The sequence below is a fragment of the Ruegeria sp. CDSA246 genome (genome assembly GCF_059611225.1).
The window spans coordinates 237,357-255,155 of the sequence record NZ_JBXWPD010000001.1 but is presented as its reverse complement, the minus strand read 5'-3'; the positions used below and the strand labels follow the sequence as shown (position 1 = coordinate 255,155).

18 protein-coding genes are annotated in these 17,799 nt (G+C 56.9%); 6 read left to right on the top strand and 12 right to left on the bottom strand.

The window, feature by feature from the left end; translation table 11 throughout:
- Positions 1 to 10 precede the first annotated feature (10 nt).
- The 7 genes from AC2FI9_RS01240 to iscR form a co-directional block, all read right to left on the bottom strand.
- On the bottom strand, positions 11 to 577 hold the full coding sequence (locus tag AC2FI9_RS01240) for a Yip1 family protein (RefSeq protein ID WP_496764834.1): 567 nt from the start codon (positions 575 to 577) through the stop codon (positions 11 to 13).
- Complete coding sequence (locus AC2FI9_RS01235) at positions 574 to 1,059, bottom strand: YIP1 family protein (protein ID WP_058271673.1); 486 nt, start codon at positions 1,057 to 1,059, stop codon at positions 574 to 576. The genes AC2FI9_RS01240 and AC2FI9_RS01235 overlap by 4 nt, the downstream gene beginning before the upstream one ends.
- On the bottom strand, positions 1,059 to 2,339 hold the full coding sequence (locus AC2FI9_RS01230; protein WP_496764832.1) for a SufB/SufD family protein: 1,281 nt from the start codon (positions 2,337 to 2,339) through the stop codon (positions 1,059 to 1,061). The genes AC2FI9_RS01235 and AC2FI9_RS01230 overlap by 1 nt, the downstream gene beginning before the upstream one ends.
- Positions 2,339 to 3,094, bottom strand: coding sequence for a Fe-S cluster assembly ATPase SufC (gene sufC, locus AC2FI9_RS01225; protein ID WP_113790584.1), 756 nt, complete (start codon positions 3,092 to 3,094; stop codon positions 2,339 to 2,341). The genes AC2FI9_RS01230 and sufC overlap by 1 nt, the downstream gene beginning before the upstream one ends.
- Before the next feature lie 70 nt (positions 3,095 to 3,164).
- Positions 3,165 to 4,685: a Fe-S cluster assembly protein SufB gene (gene sufB, locus AC2FI9_RS01220; protein WP_058271676.1), complete on the bottom strand. Its 1,521-nt coding sequence runs from the start codon at positions 4,683 to 4,685 to the stop codon at positions 3,165 to 3,167.
- A 17-nt stretch (positions 4,686 to 4,702) separates the two neighbouring features.
- Complete coding sequence (locus tag AC2FI9_RS01215) at positions 4,703 to 5,746, bottom strand: cysteine desulfurase family protein (RefSeq protein WP_496764830.1); 1,044 nt, start codon at positions 5,744 to 5,746, stop codon at positions 4,703 to 4,705.
- A 60-nt stretch (positions 5,747 to 5,806) separates the two neighbouring features.
- Positions 5,807 to 6,265, bottom strand: a complete 459-nt coding sequence (gene iscR / locus AC2FI9_RS01210; RefSeq protein ID WP_496764828.1) for a Fe-S cluster assembly transcriptional regulator IscR — start codon at positions 6,263 to 6,265, stop codon at positions 5,807 to 5,809.
- A 177-nt stretch (positions 6,266 to 6,442) separates the two neighbouring features.
- Here iscR and AC2FI9_RS01205 point away from each other — a divergent pair, with 177 nt between their 5' ends.
- From AC2FI9_RS01205 to AC2FI9_RS01195, 3 genes are read left to right on the top strand one after another with little or no spacing between them, the layout of a single operon-like run.
- The gene (locus AC2FI9_RS01205; RefSeq protein WP_058271679.1) at positions 6,443 to 7,096 is read left to right on the top strand and encodes an alpha/beta hydrolase; all 654 of its coding nucleotides are present in this window, start codon (positions 6,443 to 6,445) and stop codon (positions 7,094 to 7,096) included.
- A complete protein-coding gene (locus AC2FI9_RS01200) occupies positions 7,096 to 7,341 on the top strand; it encodes a hypothetical protein (RefSeq protein ID WP_058271680.1) in 246 nt (81 codons plus the stop codon). Before AC2FI9_RS01205 ends, AC2FI9_RS01200 begins: the two co-directional genes overlap by 1 nt.
- Entirely contained in the window at positions 7,338 to 8,495 is a 1,158-nt protein-coding gene (locus AC2FI9_RS01195) for an HD domain-containing protein (protein WP_496764826.1), read from the top strand. The genes AC2FI9_RS01200 and AC2FI9_RS01195 overlap by 4 nt, the downstream gene beginning before the upstream one ends.
- 53 nt (positions 8,496 to 8,548) lie before the next feature.
- On the opposite strand, the gene AC2FI9_RS01190 is transcribed toward AC2FI9_RS01195, so the two are convergent.
- Positions 8,549 to 8,680, bottom strand: coding sequence for a hypothetical protein (locus tag AC2FI9_RS01190; protein ID WP_472723796.1), 132 nt, complete (start codon positions 8,678 to 8,680; stop codon positions 8,549 to 8,551).
- 206 nt (positions 8,681 to 8,886) lie between these two features.
- Here AC2FI9_RS01190 and AC2FI9_RS01185 point away from each other — a divergent pair, with 206 nt between their 5' ends.
- The 3 genes from AC2FI9_RS01185 (at position 8,887) to AC2FI9_RS01175 (ending at position 12,330) form a co-directional block, all read left to right on the top strand.
- Positions 8,887 to 9,222 carry a DMT family transporter gene (locus tag AC2FI9_RS01185; protein WP_282151243.1) on the top strand — a complete coding sequence of 112 codons (336 nt, stop codon included), beginning with the start codon at positions 8,887 to 8,889 and terminating at the stop codon, positions 9,220 to 9,222.
- Between the two features lie 76 nt (positions 9,223 to 9,298).
- Positions 9,299 to 11,116 carry a translational GTPase TypA gene (gene typA / locus AC2FI9_RS01180; RefSeq protein WP_496764824.1) on the top strand — a complete coding sequence of 606 codons (1,818 nt, stop codon included), beginning with the start codon at positions 9,299 to 9,301 and terminating at the stop codon, positions 11,114 to 11,116.
- A gap of 437 nt (positions 11,117 to 11,553) precedes the next feature.
- Entirely contained in the window at positions 11,554 to 12,330 is a 777-nt protein-coding gene (locus AC2FI9_RS01175; protein WP_496764822.1) for a hypothetical protein, read from the top strand.
- Between the two features lie 145 nt (positions 12,331 to 12,475).
- On the opposite strand, the gene AC2FI9_RS01170 is transcribed toward AC2FI9_RS01175, so the two are convergent.
- The 4 genes from AC2FI9_RS01170 to recA all read right to left on the bottom strand — a co-directional run bounded on the left by AC2FI9_RS01170 (position 12,476) and on the right by recA (position 17,737).
- Entirely contained in the window at positions 12,476 to 13,099 is a 624-nt protein-coding gene (locus tag AC2FI9_RS01170) for a transglutaminase-like cysteine peptidase (RefSeq protein WP_496727097.1), read from the bottom strand.
- Positions 13,100 to 13,465: 366 nt separating this feature from the next.
- On the bottom strand, positions 13,466 to 13,753 hold the full coding sequence (locus tag AC2FI9_RS01165) for a DUF1330 domain-containing protein (RefSeq protein ID WP_472723800.1): 288 nt from the start codon (positions 13,751 to 13,753) through the stop codon (positions 13,466 to 13,468).
- Between the two features lies 1 nt (position 13,754).
- The gene (gene alaS / locus AC2FI9_RS01160; protein ID WP_496764820.1) at positions 13,755 to 16,424 is read right to left on the bottom strand and encodes an alanine--tRNA ligase; all 2,670 of its coding nucleotides are present in this window, start codon (positions 16,422 to 16,424) and stop codon (positions 13,755 to 13,757) included.
- A gap of 245 nt (positions 16,425 to 16,669) precedes the next feature.
- Positions 16,670 to 17,737, bottom strand: coding sequence for a recombinase RecA (recA, locus tag AC2FI9_RS01155; protein ID WP_108858591.1), 1,068 nt, complete (start codon positions 17,735 to 17,737; stop codon positions 16,670 to 16,672).
- Positions 17,738 to 17,799 lie beyond the last annotated feature (62 nt).

Below are 17,799 nucleotides of genomic sequence, written 5' to 3'. Positions count from 1 at the left end.
CTTTTATTCCCTATACGGGGCCGCCGGGCGTTAATGCGAGGACAAAGGGCACTGCAATCAAGGCAGATAACACGATGACCCCGAAGGATTTAGCAAGCGAACCGAACTGATGCGCTTCATTCAGAAAATGGAGCGTGACGTAAAGGCTGATAATCGCCGTGGCCAGCAAAAACATAAGCATCAAAAACGGCAGCACGATGGTGATGACCAGCGTGATCACCATCGCAGCGATCTGAAGGTATTGCAGCCAGATCGTCAGCGTCAGAATGTCATCGAATGTTGCACGGCCACCCAGTAACCGCCCCACGAACAGGAATGCCCCGACGCTGAGCAACATGGCGCCCGCAGATCGGACCAGACCCAGGAACACAGGCGTAGGTGGGGGTACGGATTCACCACTGGGGACGGGAATCAAGTGATCAATACCCAGTTGCACAAGGCCATTCAGCACCACAGCCAAAAAGAAAGCCAGCCATAGGAATTCACGCCCAGGCCGCATGTCCAAAAGGCGTCGGGCCGCTTGGGCGGGGTGTGTCAGGGTCAAGATCGCAAGATCGACAAAGCCAGTGGGATTCATTCTTGCCGCCTTTGCGCTTGACTGAGACCTGCCAGCCAGAACCACAGGAAAACTGCGAACCAGACGATCCCGACGAGTGTCAGGGCCGGGCCAGATCCTATGAAACCACCGACCAAACCATTCAACAAAACCAGAGGTGTTGAGGACAATAGCGCCCAGAACAGAGCCAATCTAGCGCCATAGGACGTCCCCTGACCGCCGACCAATCGGGCCGCGCCGTATGAGACAAATGCCAGCAGGTAGAAAAACAGAGGCAGAATAATGACGGTGCCCATCAAGGCACCGCCCATCAACATATCCAGTTCTAGCCCTTCGATATGCGCGCGTCGCGCAAGGCTGGGCAATTGCGCGATGAATGCCACGACGCAGAACGCCATGACAAACATCAACGCCCTGTCCTCGCGCGGGCCAAGGTCAAGAAGCCGCCGCACGACACGACCCGGCCCCCGATAAGTGGCCACGATATCCGAGGTCAAAGGCATCAGATGTGTCGCGACAGCCAGCCTTCAAGGCGGTTCACGATGGCCTCTGCCAATGCCTCATCTTCGATCTCATCGACGGCTTCGGCCAAAAATGCCAGTGTCAGCATATTGGTGGCGTCCTTAACCGAAACCCCACGCGAACGCAGGTAGAACAGCGCCGTCTCATCAATCGCACCCGAGGTCGAGCCATGTGAACACGCAACATCATCGGCATAGATCTCAAGTTCGGGCTTGGCGAGGAACTGGCTGTCATCATCCAGCAGCAAGGACTGGCTGATCTGATATCCATCAGTCTTCTGTGCGCCTTCTTTGACCAGGATCTTACCCTGGAACACGCCGGTCGCGCCGTTGCGCAGAACTTTCTTAAAGACCTGGCGGCTTTCGCAGTTCACTGCGTCATGGGTAACGAAAACCGTGTCGTCATGGTGAAAATCACCATCACCTACGCAGGCGCCTGCCACATGAGCAATAGCGTCGTCGCCGGTCAGTTCGATCACCTGTTCGTTACGTGTCAAAACTCCATTCACTGTCAGCGTGAAGGATTTAAAGACAGATTTCTGTCCCAGCCGCGTGAACATGTGTGTCGCGGCGCGACGTTCATGGTCCCTGCCCTGCGCGCGCACGTGATGCAATGTACCGCCATCGGCGATGTCGATCTCGATGCATTTGTTGAACCGCGACGCCGCAGGACCGTTTTCCAGAACCGTCACTTCAGCGCCGCTTTCGACACGGATGATGTGATGCAGCATGGCGTCCGAGGTCTCGGATGCATGGCGATAGATCAGGCTGATCGGCTTGGTCGGTTTGCCGGTGACGTGGATCGCAACGCCATCTGCGGCAAAGGCGGTATTCAAAGCAGCCAACGGCCGCTGAACCGGGGATTGCCCGCGCGATTCCAGAACGCCGTACAACTCTTTGGCCCAGTGAATATCCTTACAGCAGATATCTTCGATCCGGTCGATATTGACACCTTCCAGTTCCAGATCATCCGAGTCTTCAGCGCTGAACACACCGTCGATGAACACGATCTTCAACCGGTCGAGATTGCCAAACAGCAGCGGTTCGTCCGAGTGGAACAAAGCGGCATGCGGCTGTTCGGCCGAAATCAGCGTGTCGGGGCGCGTGTACTTCCAATATTCGTCGCGCCGACCCGGCAGACCCATTTCCAACACACGAGCCAGCGCGTCCTCGCGTGCGGCACGGGTGCACCCGGCATCGGGCATGGTCAGCGTGGCCAGCCGTGCCTCGGTCGCGGTTTGCTTTACTTCGGGCAAAGCCATCAGTTCACCTCGGCCAGGATGTCGGCATAACCGTTGTTTTCAACTTCCAATGCCAGTTCGGGACCGCCGGTTTTAACGATTCGACCGTCTGCCATTATGTGCACGACATCGGGTTTGATGTGGTCCAACAGGCGCTGATAGTGGGTGATGACCAGGAAACCACGGCCTTCATCACGCAACGCGTTCACGCCTTCGGCCACCAGTTTCATCGCATCGACGTCCAGACCCGAATCCGTTTCGTCAAGAATGCACATCTTGGGTTCCAGCATCGCCATCTGCAGGATTTCGTTACGCTTCTTCTCACCACCCGAGAAGCCGACGTTCACAGGGCGCTTCAGCATATCCGCGTCGATTTTCAGCGATTTCGCCTTGGCCCGAACTTCCTTCAGGAAATCAGCAGCTGACAATTCGTCTTCGCCGCGCGCCTTGCGCTGAGCGTTCACGGCCGTGCGCAGGAAGGTCATGTTACCAACGCCCGGGATTTCCACAGGGTACTGGAATGCCAAAAAGATACCCGCCGCAGCGCGCTCTTCCGGCTCCATCTCCAAAAGGTCCTCACCTTCCAGCGTGGCAGAGCCTTCGGTCACTTCGTACCCATCGCGGCCCGACAGCACATAGCTGAGTGTCGACTTGCCCGAGCCGTTCGGCCCCATGATCGCATGCACCTTTCCGGCCTCGACGGTCAGGTCGACACCTTTAAGGATTTGCTTTTCTTCTTCCTCAAGTTTCACGTGCAGGTTTTTGATTTCCAGCATTTTTTGTCCTTTTGCGTACCGCAAGGGGCCATCCGGCCCCGATATGTTCTGAATTCAGAGAAATGCGGGGTTAACCCACTGATCCTTCAAGGCTGATGGCCACCAGCTGCTGCGCTTCCATGGCAAACTCCATCGGCAACGCCTGCAGGACGTCCTTGCAGAACCCGTTGACGACCAGGGCCACGGCCTCTTCCTCGTCCATGCCGCGCTGACGGCAGTAGAACAGTTGATCGTCATCCACTTTGGATGTCGTCGCCTCATGCTCCACGCGCGATGAATTGTTGCGAACCTCGATATACGGCACCGTGTGAGCCCCGCATTTATCACCGATCAGCAAGCTGTCGCACTGGGTATAGTTGCGGCTGTCCTTCGCCTTCGGGTGCATCGAAACCAGACCACGATAGGTGTTCTGCGCTTTACCCGCGCTGATCCCTTTGGACACGATGCGCGACTTGGTGTTCTTGCCCAGATGCACCATTTTGGTGCCGGTATCAGCTTGCTGCATGTTGTTGGTAATGGCGATCGAGTAAAACTCACCCTGGCTTTCATCACCGCGCAGGATGCAGGACGGGTACTTCCAGGTCACGGCGGATCCGGTTTCCACTTGGGTCCACATCACCTTGGACCGGTCACCCCGGCAATCGGCGCGCTTGGTCACGAAGTTATAGATACCGCCTTTGCCGTTTTCATCCCCGGGGAACCAGTTTTGAACGGTCGAGTATTTCACCTCGGCATCTTCTTCGATGATGATCTCAACAACGGCGGCGTGCAGCTGAGCTGTATCGCGCTGCGGTGCGGTGCAGCCTTCCAGATACGAAACGTAAGAACCTTTGTCCGCGATAATCAGCGTGCGTTCAAACTGACCCGTATTTTCCGCGTTGATGCGGAAATAGGTGCTCAGCTCCATCGGGCAGCGTACACCTGGCGGGATGTAGACAAACGAGCCATCCGAGAACACGGCCGAGTTCAGCGTGGCGTAAAAGTTGTCCGAGACGGGGACCACTGTGCCAAGGTATTTTTTGACCAGTTCAGGGTGTTCCCTGATCGCCTCTGAGATCGAACAGAAGATCACACCGTGTTTGGCCAGTTCGTCCTGAAAGGTCGTGCCAACCGAAACCGAGTCGAACACCGCATCCACGGCCACCTTGCGACCCTCGGCGGGCATATCCTCGGCACCTTCAACGCCGGCCAGAATCATCTGTTCTTTCAGCGGGATACCCAGCTTTTCGTAAGTAGCCAGCAGCTTTGGATCGACCTCGTCCAGCGACTTCGGCTTCTCCTCCATCGACTTGGGACGGGCATAGTAATACTGGTCCTGGAAATCGATCTTGGGATAGTGGACCATAGCCCAGTTCGGCTCATCCATCTTGGTCCAGCGTTCGAAGGCCGCCAGACGCCATTCGGTCATCCATTCGGGCTCTTCATTCTTTTCCGAGATCAGCCGGACGATATCCGGGTTCACGCCCTTGGGCGCGTACTCCATCTCGATATCGGTATCCCAACCGTATTTGTAGGTACTGACCTCGCGTACCGCGTCCACGGTTTCTTGATCGACACCCTCTTTTACCTGGGTCTGGTCCAAAGCGGCCATATGACACCTCCGTCAGATCACGCGGCGCGCGCGCGATGCTTCTTTTCTTTTTCAAGCCACGTTTCGGCGAAACGCAGCACATCTTCTTCAGTGGTCAAAGGTCCCAGAGACACGCGGATGGCGCTTGCTGCTGTGACCTCATCAAAACCCATCGCGGTCAGCACCGCGCTTGCCCGGACCTTGCCGCTGGAACAGGCAGAACCTGCACTGATAGCAAAACCTGCCAGATCCATCTGCATGACCTGCGTTTCGCCCTTCCAGCCGGGGATTGCGAAACACGAGGTATTCGGAAGGCGGTCCTGACCTTTCCCGACAAAAATAGTAGATTTAGAACCAGCCTCAAGGGCATTTTCTAGAATATTTCTAAATTCACGAACCTGTTCCCAGATACCATTTGAAAGATCCCGCGCCGCAGCTTCAGCTGCAGCCCCGAACCCCGCGATTCCAATGACATTTTCGGTGCCTGACCGTCGGCCCATCTCTTGCCCACCGCCTTTGATCATTGCAGGCAGTTCGGTGCCACGTTTCATCACCACCGCGCCAATCCCTTTCGGGCCGCCCATCTTGTGGGCCGAAATCAACGCCATCTGGACGCCCAGCCAGTTAAAGGCCACCGGCAACTTGCCAAAGGCCTGTGTCGCATCCGTCACGGCCAATCCGTTTGGCAAAGATTGAACAATCCCCGTCTCGGAGTTCGCCAATTGCAGGGTCGACTGCTCGGGGTTTGACACATCCACCTGACCGGATTGCGACGTGGGCAAGTCTTCGGTAATCCATGATCTGATCGCGTCATGCTCAATCGCGGACCCGTGCAAATCACGATTGCCCAATGTCAGCGCGGCCCCTTCGGTCGAACCTGATGTAAATACAACGTCTGCCCCATCCGCACCAAATGCGGCTGCAACCTGCGCCCTTGCCCGTTCGATCAGAGCCTTGGCCGCGCGGCCTTCGGCGTGAACGGATGAGGGGTTCCCGCACAAATCCATCGCTGCCACCATGGCCTCACGCGCCTCGGGGCGCAGCGGTGTTGTTGCGTTATGATCCAGATAAATACGATTCATGGATACATCTTTTCGTCGTCGCAAAGCGGGGAAGAAACCCAAGAGGCAAACAGCATTAGATCACACATCAACGATGGAAAACAGACTGGGAACTGCCGGGCACGGTGCCAGATCGTTCTTGATTACATCTGACAAGCGCGTCTGGTGCAAAAAGACGTAGACGTGCGCACTAAGACCTTCCCAAAGACGGTTGGTCAATGACTGCGCCCGGCTGCCCGAGGATGCCCCAGATGCACCAGCACCTTTTTGCAGCGCGTCCACGGTTTCATCCACCGCCGCCAGAACTTCGACCACCCGAATCTCGGAAGCAGGCCGCGCCAAACGATACCCGCCGCCCGGTCCACGTACGGACGAAACCAGTTCGGCCCGGCGCAATTTGACGAAAAGCTGCTCGAGATAAGGAAGCGAGATATCCTGACGTTCGGAAATTTCGCTAAGCGTCACCAAGCGGTCCGAGGGCTGTAGAGCAATATCAGCCAGTGCAACCATCGCGTAACGACCCTTTGTCGAAAGCTTCATTGTCTTTCCCTCATGGCAGGTTATAAGCGAAAACATTGACGCCGCCGCCGCCAGTGCGTATCTCCGACAGGCAGCGCCTTGCGCAAAGCATCATAATTAGAACCGTTCTAAAGTGCCTTACGATTACCGTCAAGTATATCGTGGCATCAGGAAGAAAAAGACAGGACCAAAGCACACATGCCCGAGGTGATTTTTCCCGGACCCGAAGGCCGCCTGGAAGGCCGCTACCACCCGCAAAAGGAAAAAGACGCACCGATTGCCATCGTGCTGCACCCGCATCCACAATTCGGCGGGACCATGAACAACAAGGTGGTCTATAATCTGCACTATGCGTTTTACAACATGGGCTTTACCGTGTTGCGCTTTAACTTCCGCGGCGTGGGCCGCAGCCAAGGTGAATACGATCAGGGCATCGGTGAGCTGAGCGATGCAGCGTCAGCGCTGGACTATCTGCAGTCGATGAACAACAACTCCAAGCACTGCTGGGTTGCCGGTTTCTCGTTTGGTGCCTGGATCGGAATGCAGCTGCTGATGCGCCGCCCCGAAATTACGGGCTTTATCAGCGTGTCGCCCCCAGCCAACATGTATGACTTCTCATTCCTGGCGCCCTGCCCTTCGTCCGGCCTGATCATCAACGGCTCGTCCGACCGTGTGGCCCCGCCCGCCGACACCACGTCGCTGGTCAACAAACTGCACGAACAAAAGGGCATCACCATCACCCATAACGAGGTTGAGGGTGCTGATCACTTCTTCCAGGACCGTCACATGGACACGCTGATCACCGATGTCAGTGACTATGTGAAGCGTCGCCTGACCGAGAACACGCGCTAATGTCGAATACCATCACAACACTTGCGGCCAAACTGGCCGAGGACACAATGAAGGTGATGGACGAAACCGGCAATGATCGTTTCTTTGTCGAGGTGGGAGAGCTTTTGGGCGCCTCCTCCCAGACCTTGGAAGAGGCCTTTCTGACCGAAATGCGTGTGCGCATTGCTGAGCGCAAGGCGCGCAAGTTTGTCATCGACGCACTGACGAAACATCGATCCCAAGTGAAAGCGATTGAAAAGAAATGACTGAACGACTGTCCGCGCAACTTGAATTCCTGAAACGCGCGGACAGGCTAAAGTCGGTCGATCGCGCCAATGCGCTGCTGGATCAGTCCCGCCCCGAAAACTCTGCAGAACACAGCTGGCACCTGGCCTTATGGGCACTGACGATGGAGCCGTTGGCGGGTGACGACGTGCACATCAACCGCGTCATACGCATGCTGCTGTTGCACGATCTGGTCGAGATCATCGTCGGCGATCACCCCATTCACCTGGAAACCGATTGGAACGCCGTGGAACGCGCCGAGCGCGCGGCGGCGGACGAGTTGTTTGGCCTTTTGCCGGACGATCAGACGTCTGCGTTTCACGCGCTGTGGGAAGAGTTCGAGGCCGACACGACGCCGGACGCGAAATTCGCCAAGTATCTGGACCGATGCCAACCGCTGTTTCAAGTCTTGTGTGCGCCAACTCCCAACCCGGATCATGTTGAAGTAGCCCGGGAAAATCTCAGCAGTGGTCGCGCCGCGTATTTGGCACGGGAATTCCCCCAAGCACACGCTCTGGCCAGTGCCCTGCTGCACGCGCAGCCAACCCCCGAAACGGCGTTTTCCGAACGGCTGGCATTCCTGACTGAGGCAGACCGCCTGAAATCCGTATACCGCGCCTCACGCCTGTTGTCCGGCGAGCGGTTTGAAAACTCGGCCGAGCATTCCTGGCACATTATGCTGTTTGCTTGGGTGTTGGCGGAATACGCGCAGCCCGGTGTATCAATGGACCGAGTCCTGAAAATGCTTCTGTTGCATGACATCGTCGAGATCGACGCCGGAGATCACCCCATCCACGGTCAAGTGGATCACGCTGCACAAGAAGCCGAAGAACAGGCAGCAGCCAGCAGACTGTTCGGGTTGTTGCCCGAGGCACCGCAGCACGCCTTCCGGACACTATGGGAGGAGTTCGAAGCCGCCGAGTCGCCAGACGCGCAATTTGCCAAGGCAATTGATCGGTTTCAAACCCCGATCGGAAACCTTGAAACAAGCGGAGGATCCTGGGTCGATTACAACGTGACCTTTGCCCAAATCGAACGCCGTGTGGGAACGCCGATCAACCGCGGCGCACCGGCGCTGTGGTCATGGTTGCGACCGCAACTGAGTACGTATTTTTCAGAAAACACTGTCGGTTGAGCCAATAGAAAAAGGGGCGCAAAGGCCCCTTTTCCAATCGTTCCGGCAGGCACTTAAACCTGAAAACTTTCAAACCGCTCAACACCACTGGCTGCGTTTATGTCGACGGACCCCCCGCCCGCAAGCCACCCAAGCGCCACTATGAATGCCGAAGCAACGATCACGGATATCGCAAATTTCGTCATTAAAAAACTCATAAAAGAAAACTAAAAACCACCCGTTTCGTATCAGAATTTTTCTCTTTGAAATAGTATGGTTATCCTGACCTCTTCGGTGGGCAGTCCCGGTGCTTCCGGCACCGAACTTTTCCCGATATCCATTCAAATTCCCCTTGTTGTGAATTGGGATTTTGTGGTCAACCTCCCCAACTGCAACTGAACCGAGACCTGCCGTGCCCAAAGCCTATCTCATCCTTTTGCTGGCGGTTTTCGCCGAAACAATTGGCACAACGGCGCTGCAGGCCAGCCAGCAGTTCAGCCGGTTTTGGCCCTCTGTCTTGGTTGTCGTGGGTTACGGAGTTGCTTTTTACCTGCTGGGCCTCACCCTGAAATTTATGCCGGTCGGCATCGTCTATGCCATTTGGTCAGGCTTGGGGATCGTGCTGATCGCCATCATAGGCTTCATTGTTTTTGGTCAGCGCCTGGACTGGCCTGCGGTGCTCGGTTTGGCGATGATATTGGCCGGAATCCTGATCATTCACCTGTTTTCCAGCACAGCGGGCCACTGACGACCGGTTAGGGCTGGCCTATTCAGTCAATCCGCGTTATGCGCGCGGCAACTTCCCGTTCAAAGGCTGACCTCTCATGGACCTGCGCAATATCGCAATCATCGCTCACGTGGACCACGGTAAAACGACCCTGGTGGATGAGCTGCTCAAACAATCCGGTGCGTTCCGGGAAAACCAGGCGGTGGCCGAACGCGCCATGGATAGCAATGATCTGGAGCGCGAACGCGGCATCACCATCCTTGCCAAAGCGACCTCGGTCGAATGGAAAGGCACCCGGGTCAACATCGTTGACACCCCCGGCCACGCCGATTTCGGTGGCGAGGTTGAGCGGATCCTCAGCATGGTCGACGGTGTTGTCCTGTTGGTGGACGCCGCCGAAGGCCCGATGCCGCAGACCAAATTCGTGACGTCCAAGGCGTTGGCTCTGGGCCTGCGTCCCATCGTAGTGCTGAACAAGGTCGACAAACCCGACGCTGAACCCGACCGCGCACTTGATGAATGCTTTGACTTGTTCGCCAACCTCGGCGCTGACGACGATCAGCTGGATTTTCCTGCCATGTATGCCTCTGGCCGTTCCGGCTGGGCAGATATGGAGCTGGACGGGCCACGCAAGGACCTGACCGCCCTGTTCGATCTGATCGTCGATCACGTCCCTGCCCCAAAGCAGGTCCAAAACAAAGACGAACCCTTCCGCATGCTGGCCACGACGCTGGGCAGCGATCCGTTCATCGGTCGCATTCTGACCGGTCGCGTGGAAAGCGGCACTTTGAAAGCGGGCGACAACCTCAAGGCGCTGAGCCGTGATGGCACGCTGATCGAAAACTTCCGCGCGTCGAAAATCCTGGCGTTCCGCGGACTGGCCCAACAGCCCATCGACGTGGCCGAAGCAGGCGATATCGTCACCATCGCAGGCATGAGCAAGGCAACCGTGGCCGACTCGCTGGTTTCGCCGCAGGTTGACGAAGCCCTGCCCGCGCAACCCATCGATCCGCCAACCATCACCGTGACCTTCGGCATCAACGACTCGCCGCTGGCCGGTCGGGACGGCAAGAAAGTTCAGTCGCGTGTTATCCGCGACCGCCTGATGAAAGAGGCCGAGTCGAACGTCGCGATCCGCATCAGCGACACACCTGGCGGCGACGCCTTTGAGGTTGCTGGCCGTGGCGAGCTGCAGATGGGTGTTCTGATCGAGAACATGCGCCGTGAAGGGTTCGAGCTCAGCATCTCGCGTCCACAGGTTCTGTTCCGCGAAGAAGATGGTCAGCGCATGGAGCCCATCGAAGAAGTCACCATTGACGTCGACGATGAATATTCAGGCTCGGTGATCGAAAAGATCACTGGCGCGCGCAAAGGTGAACTGGCCGAAATGCGCCCGGCCGGCGCGGGCAAGACCCGTATTATCGCGCATGTACCGTCGCGCGGATTGATCGGATATCACGGCGAGTTCCTGACCGACACACGCGGCACCGGTGTTCTGAACCGTGTGTTCCACGGCTGGGCGGCCCACAAAGGCCCGATCCCGGGTCGTCGTGCGGGGGTTCTGATCTCGATGGAAAACGGACAGGCCGTGGCTTATGCGCTGTGGAACCTGGAAGAGCGCGGCCGGATGTTCGTTGCCCCGCAAACCGACGTGTATCAGGGCATGGTCATCGGCGAACACTCACGCGATAACGACCTTGAGGTGAACCCGCTCAAAGGCAAGAAACTGACCAACGTGCGCGCCAGCGGTTCCGATGACGCCGTGCGCCTGACACCTCATATCCAGTATTCTCTGGAAGAGGCGATTGCCTATATCGATGATGACGAACTGGTTGAGGTCACTCCAAACGCCATTCGACTGCGCAAGCGTTATCTTGACCCGCACGAGCGGAAACGGATGGCAAGATCGGCCTGAACCGGTCTGTGACATTGTTTACATAATCTAAACAATGTGCCGTTCGTGGCAGAATTACTTCTAGAATTACCATCTAAATCAAAAGAAAGCCCGTCTTACTGACGGGCTTTTTCTTAAGTTTTTCATACAGTTTCACCAATAGGTTGCAAATCTACTGGGGTTTATCGCTGTTTCTCGACCAACAATTGAGGCATAGTACGGATGTATTTTTGTCCAAACTGTGGCACAATTACTTTGTTAATAGGTGTTGGTAATGAGTTTAAAGGAGTAGCGCTATGCGCGTAAGATCCCGATTATATTCGTTTGTATTTTTATCCGCGACATTCCCACTGATGGCAACAAGCGCGGCTCATGCAGCTGAAGTTTGCAAAGTCAAAACAGCCCGGCAATCTGTATCCACCGAAACGCTTTGTAGTTGCAAAGTCGTCGACAAGCGGATGCTGCGCTACATTCAGCGCCGGGCCGACTTTGAGGATATCTTGGCCCGCACATCGCAAGCCTGTCCTCTGTTCGCAGCGATTTTGACTGATATCCCGACGGCAACCGTTGCAAGGAACCGCACCAGCGACGGCGATGACAGAAGCTCTTCAAGTGGTAACAACGGTTCGTCCGAAAGCAGCGGCGGTGCCGGAGTATCCGGCACAAGTGGTGAATCCGGCGATGGTGGTGATGGCGGCAGCGGCAATGGCGGCGGAAACGGCGGCGGAAGCAATGGCGGCGGCAACGGTGGTAGCAACGACGGTGGCAACGGTGGCGGTAATTCCGGCAGCGGTGACGGCAACGGCGACAGCAATGGCGGCGAAAACTCCGGCAGCGGTGATGGCAATGGCGGTAGCAACGGCGGCGGTAACTCCGGCAGCGGCGACGGCAACGGCGGCAGTAATGGCGGCGGAAACTCCAGCAGCGGCGATGGTAACGGTGGCAGCAATGGCGGCGGTAACTCCGACAGCGGCAGCGGTAATGGCGGCAGCAATGACGGTGGAAACTCCAATAGCGGCGACGGCAATGGCGGCGGCAATGGCGACGGCAACGATGGCGGTGGCAGCGACGGAAGCGGTGGCGGTGCCGGTGGTGGCGGTGCCGATGGCAGCGGTGGCGGCGACGGCGGCGGTGGCAGCGACGGCAGCGGCGGTGGAGCCGGTGGCGGTGGCAGCGACGGAAGCGGCGGCGGTGCCGGTGGCGGCGGCGCCGATGGCAGCGGCGGCACACTCTGACGCGATCAACCGCAAAGCAGCCTGAAATTTTTGGCGACGCCTTGAAAAACGCCGAAAACGTCTCGACGTTCGGCCTGACAAACAAAGGGGCGACTATCGTGTCGCCCCTTTTGCCATGCATAGCCTGATAGATCAGTCGATATTTTTAACTTCTTCCGTACACACCAACCCAATGGCTGGGTTTCGCCGGATCCTGCATCCGAAGGAACAAATACCGCGTGGCCGACCAGGGTTTGATCCGGTTGGTCAAATTGTCCAGCACCAAATCGCCCTGAGCGGAGCGATAGACAAGAACTGCATGTGCATTTCGGCGCGTATCCAACACTGTCGCAATCAGCAATTTGTTTGGATCAACGCCTGCCCTGATCAGATCTCTTTTCTTCAAAAGAGCAAAATCCTCGCAATCCCCGCCGCGCGTTGTCGGCAAAGCCCACCGCTCGGTGGTGCGGTATTGCGTCTGATCCGTAACCGCGCGCGTCGTTGCGTTGACCTGACGGTTGATCCGCTCAATGATCTGCATTTCCTGTTGGGACGTCATGCGTACTGACGTCTTGCTTGAGCACGCCCAAGCGTACTGTCGGCACAACTGCTGCGCACCGGAAGGCGGAGGGGACGCCGCAAGAGTACGGATGAAGTTGCCCTCGCTCGCATCCGCCTGAGACGCGAAAACCGCGGCCCCGTAAACCAAAGCAGCAATCCCCACTGCCCGACCTGAAAATGTCTTCAACCGCCCGAGAGCGGCCTTGAGTCCGATATCTTCCGATTTCATGCCCGTACCTCGATCCTTGTCTACGCAACGATTGACGACAAGCAGGACCGTATTCGATTAGAAAAACCTAATGGTAAACGGTAGCGCTTGTACAATCTTTGGCGAAAGTGAAGGGGAAAAAAGGCGGAAATTCGTCACTCAATATGACCATTTCGCGCAGGAATTGAGAAAAAAGCGCCACAATCTAGGCGGGAAGATACCTAATAACTCTCATTCCAATAAAATAAGATACTGGAATCACGAAGATTCCGATTGGGTGGAAAACTGCCACAATACGGTTCACTTCACTTGTGAACAGTTCGGCTGAATTTCGCCCATGAATGGATCTGATTGGCAGAAAACCCGCGGATCAGACTTGGCTTATTCTTATTCGGTAATTTCTACAACCACCAGTTCACGCTCACTTGCGCCGCGCGCGTGGTCCAGGGCCTGCTGGTACTCCGGTGAATTATAGCACTCGACCGCGGCCTCGACGGACGGAAACTTGGCGACCACATTGCGCGGACGCTCTTTGCCTTCCAGTTGGACATAACGTGCAGCGCGGGCAATAAACGCCCCGCCGTGCTTGGCAATCGCAGGCCCTGCGAGTTCTGCGTATTTCGCATATGCGTCCGCATCCGTCACGGTGACGTGAGCAATCCAGAGTGCTGCCATCTTATCCTCCCAAAACCTGTTCTGCGGCCTTGATCGCCGCATCTGCGTTCGACGCGTCCTTGCCACCGCCCTGCGCCATGTCGGGGCGTCCACCGCCGCCCTTGCCGCCCAGTTCTGAGACGGCCGCACGAACCAGATCGACTGCCGAAACCTTGTCGGTCAGATCGGCCGTCACACCGGCCGCAACAGCAGCCTTACCGCCCGCATCCGCGATCAGCAGAACGGCGCCGGACCCCAGACGGCTTTTGTGCTCATCAATCAACGCCGGCAAGTCCTTGCCCGATACGCCGTTCAGCGCCTGCGCAAGGAAAGCGACCCCGTTCACCTCACGCGCTTCGCCGCCACTCTGCCCGGCCCCGCCGGCCATGGCCAGATCGCGGCGCAGCTGCGCCACTTCGTTTTGCAGCGATTTGCGTTCGTCCAACAGTGCTTTGACGCGGCCAACAACGTCATCTGGCTGCGCCTTGAGTTCTGATGCGATCTGACCCAGACGCTGATCCTGCTGGGACAGATGCCGCAGCGCCTCGTCACCGGTCAGAGCCTCGATCCGGCGTACGCCCGCGCTGCTGGCGCTGTCGCCCAGAACCACAAAAGTACCGATCTCACCAGTCTGACGTACATGGGTGCCGCCGCACAGTTCAATCGACCAGGTCTCGCCATCCTGACCTTTACCGGTCGGAGCTTTGCCCATGGACACGACACGGACTTCGTCGCCGTATTTCTCGCCAAACAGCGCCTGTGCACCCAGTTCGCGCGCATCATCAGGGGTCATGATCCGCGTTTCGACAGTCGAGTTCTGACGGATGAAGTCATTTACATCGCGTTCGACCTTTTGGATCTCATCCGCACTCAGCGCCTTGGAATGGCTGAAGTCAAACCTCAACCGGTCAGCCGCGTTCAGCGAGCCGCGCTGTGCAACATGATCGCCCAACGTTTCACGCAACGCCTCGTGGAGCAGGTGCGTGGCCGAGTGGTTTGCGCGAATTGCCGTGCGCCGCGCATGGTCGACCTCAAGCTCGACCGCGTCACCTTTGGACAAAGCGCCCTGATCAACGGTCACTTTGTGGGCATAGATTTTGCCATCAGCGAATTTTCTGGTGTCTTCGACCCGCGCCATGTCATCGCGTTCTTCCAAACGCCGGATTTCACCAGTATCACCGATCTGACCGCCAGCTTCGCCATAGAACGGTGTCTGGTTGACAATCACCCAGCCAGATCCGCCTTTTTCAATTGTGTCGACCAACGCACCGTCAACCACCAACGCAGCAACCTGCCCTTCGGCCTTTTCCGTGTCATAGCCCAGAAAATCCGTAGCCCCGGCAGTATCCAGCACATCAAACCACACTGCCTGATCTGCAGCTTCACCCGAACCAGCCCATGCCGCACGGGCCTTGGCTTTTTGTTCGGCCATGGCCGCGTCGAACCCGTCCGTGTCCACGGAACGACCCTTTTCACGCAGGGCGTCCTGCGTCAGGTCCAGCGGAAACCCATACGTGTCGTACAATTTGAATGCCGCATCACCCGGAAGTGCCGCGCCCTCGGGCAAGCCTGCAACTTCATCATCCAGGAGTTTCAGACCACGATCGAGGGTTTGCTTGAACCGCGTTTCCTCCAACAGGAGCGTCTCTTCGATCAATGGCTGCGCCTGTCCCAACTCAGTGTATTGCGCGCCCATCAGCTGCACCAGACTTGGCACCAGCTGATACATAACCGGATCTTTCGCCCCCAGAAGATGCGCATGACGCATTGCGCGACGCATGATCCGGCGCAGCACATAGCCACGCCCGTCATTGGAAGGCATCACGCCATCCGCGATCAGGAAGGATGTCGCGCGCAGGTGGTCCGCAATTACCCGGTGGTGCACATTCTGGTCGCCATAGGGATCAACCCCGGTGGCATGAGCAGACGCTTCGATCAATGTCTTGAACAGGTCGGTGTCATAATTGTCATGGCTGCCCTGCAGCAGCGCGCCAATCCGTTCCAGCCCCATGCCGGTGTCGATCGACTGCATGTCGAGTTCGACCATCGAGCCGTCTTCGAACTGCTCGTTCTGCATGAAAACGATGTTCCAGATTTCGATGAACCGATCGCCGTCTTCGTCGGGCGATCCCGGAGGCCCACCCCAGATGTGATCGCCATGGTCGTAGAAAATTTCCGTACACGGTCCACACGGACCAGTCGGACCCATCTGCCAGAAATTGTCGCTGGTGGCGATGCGGATAATCCGGTCTTCGGGCACGCCAACCTTTTTCCAGATTTCAAACGCCTCGTCATCCGTGTGATACACCGTTGCCAGCAGGCGGTTCTTGTCGATACCGAATTCCTTGGTGATCAACTCCCACGCAAAAGGGATCGCCTCGTGTTTGAAGTAGTTGCCGAACGAAAAATTGCCCAGCATTTCAAAGAAAGTGTGGTGACGTGCAGTATAGCCAACGTTATCGAGGTCATTGTGCTTACCGCCGGCGCGCACGCATTTCTGCGCCGTCGTGGCGCGCTGATAATCACGGGTTTCAACGCCGGTGAACAGGTTCTTGAACTGCACCATGCCCGAGTTCACGAACATCAAAGTCGGGTCATTGCGCGGAACCAGCGGGCTGGACGCGACAATTTCATGCCCCTGTTTGGCAAAATAATTCAGAAAGGTTGAGCGGATTTCGTTCAGCGTGGGCATATGGCTCTCTCGGCGCGCAATCTCAGTGTTCTGAAATGGTTTATCCCCGTACCCAAGGATAGTCCACAAAGATAAATCGGCCTTGTTTTTGAAGGGCTAGAAAACCCCTCAACAAGATCCGTACACACCAATAATGCAAGATCACCGTTTACAGAACGGGTTAAGGCGGCCACGCGGACCGCCTTGTTTCGAGTATTCTCAATTCATGCAAAACCGGGGGATTTTTGCGGCCCCCAATTGGGCTGTTACGCCTCGAGGATGTCATCTTCCTCGGCAGAACCGGGTGGCATGTCGAACTCCAGGCCGTGCGCGGCCCGAATCTTGTCTTCGATATCCAGCGCAATGCGGCTGTTGTCGCGCAGGTATTGTTTGGCATTCTCACGCCCCTGCCCGATCCGTTCGTCGCCATAGCTGAACCACGAGCCCGATTTCTCGACCACTCCAGCCTTGACGCCGAGATCCAGCAACTCACCCATCTTGCTGATGCCTTCGCCATACATGATGTCGAATTCCACTTGCTTGAAGGGCGGCGCCACCTTGTTCTTGACCACCTTGACGCGCGTCTGGTTGCCGACAACCTCATCACGATCTTTGATCGCGCCAATCCGGCGAATATCCAAACGAACCGAGCTGTAGAATTTCAGCGCGTTACCACCGGTCGTGGTTTCGGGGCTACCGAACATTACGCCGATCTTCATCCGGATTTGGTTGATAAAGATCACCATGCAATTCGAGCGGCTGATCGAGCCCGTCAGTTTACGCATCGCCTGGCTCATCAATCGGGCCTGCACGCCAACGCTGCTGTCGCCCATGTCGCCTTCGAGCTCCGATTTCGGCGTCAAAGCCGCAACTGAGTCGACGACAACCATGTTCACCGCGCCCGAACGAACAAGCGTGTCGGTGATCTCAAGCGCCTGTTCACCTGTGTCAGGCTGCGAGATCAGAAGCTCATCCAGATCAACACCCAGTTTGCGGGCATATTGAGGATCCAACGCGTGTTCGGCATCCACGAATGCGCACACACCACCGCGTTTTTGCTGTTCTGCAATGCAATGCAGCGTCAGCGTGGTCTTACCCGAGCTTTCCGGGCCATAAATCTCAACAATCCGACCCATCGGCAGACCACCAATACCCAGCGCGATATCCAGGCCCAAAGACCCGGTCGAGCTTGCATCAATGTCCTGCTTGGCATCCTCGCCCAGCTTCATGATCGAGCCCTTGCCGAACTGCCGTTCGATTTGCGCCAGCGCGCTATCAAGCGCCTTTTGCTTGTCTGCGTTTTTCTTGTCGCTCATTGTCAGAAGATCCGCCATTGTCCTGTCGCCTTCTCTTTTGTCACACCCATGATCGGGCGGCAATCACTGCTTTGTTCGCC

Coding starts and splice junctions, on each gene's coding strand:
- AC2FI9_RS01240 (WP_496764834.1), bottom strand. CDS start 577: ATGAATCCCACTGGCTTTGTCGATCTTGCGATCTTGACCCTGACACAC.
- AC2FI9_RS01235 (WP_058271673.1), bottom strand. CDS start 1,059: ATGCCTTTGACCTCGGATATCGTGGCCACTTATCGGGGGCCGGGTCGT.
- AC2FI9_RS01230 (WP_496764832.1), bottom strand. CDS start 2,339: ATGGCTTTGCCCGAAGTAAAGCAAACCGCGACCGAGGCACGGCTGGCC.
- sufC (WP_113790584.1), bottom strand. CDS start 3,094: ATGCTGGAAATCAAAAACCTGCACGTGAAACTTGAGGAAGAAGAAAAG.
- sufB (WP_058271676.1), bottom strand. CDS start 4,685: ATGGCCGCTTTGGACCAGACCCAGGTAAAAGAGGGTGTCGATCAAGAA.
- AC2FI9_RS01215 (WP_496764830.1), bottom strand. CDS start 5,746: ATGAATCGTATTTATCTGGATCATAACGCAACAACACCGCTGCGCCCC.
- iscR (WP_496764828.1), bottom strand. CDS start 6,265: ATGAAGCTTTCGACAAAGGGTCGTTACGCGATGGTTGCACTGGCTGAT.
- AC2FI9_RS01205 (WP_058271679.1), top strand. CDS start 6,443: ATGCCCGAGGTGATTTTTCCCGGACCCGAAGGCCGCCTGGAAGGCCGC.
- AC2FI9_RS01200 (WP_058271680.1), top strand. CDS start 7,096: ATGTCGAATACCATCACAACACTTGCGGCCAAACTGGCCGAGGACACA.
- AC2FI9_RS01195 (WP_496764826.1), top strand. CDS start 7,338: ATGACTGAACGACTGTCCGCGCAACTTGAATTCCTGAAACGCGCGGAC.
- AC2FI9_RS01190 (WP_472723796.1), bottom strand. CDS start 8,680: ATGACGAAATTTGCGATATCCGTGATCGTTGCTTCGGCATTCATAGTG.
- typA (WP_496764824.1), top strand. CDS start 9,299: ATGGACCTGCGCAATATCGCAATCATCGCTCACGTGGACCACGGTAAA.
- AC2FI9_RS01175 (WP_496764822.1), top strand. CDS start 11,554: ATGCTGCGCTACATTCAGCGCCGGGCCGACTTTGAGGATATCTTGGCC.
- AC2FI9_RS01170 (WP_496727097.1), bottom strand. CDS start 13,099: ATGAAATCGGAAGATATCGGACTCAAGGCCGCTCTCGGGCGGTTGAAG.
- AC2FI9_RS01165 (WP_472723800.1), bottom strand. CDS start 13,753: ATGGCAGCACTCTGGATTGCTCACGTCACCGTGACGGATGCGGACGCA.
- alaS (WP_496764820.1), bottom strand. CDS start 16,424: ATGCCCACGCTGAACGAAATCCGCTCAACCTTTCTGAATTATTTTGCC.
- recA (WP_108858591.1), bottom strand. CDS start 17,737: ATGGCGGATCTTCTGACAATGAGCGACAAGAAAAACGCAGACAAGCAA.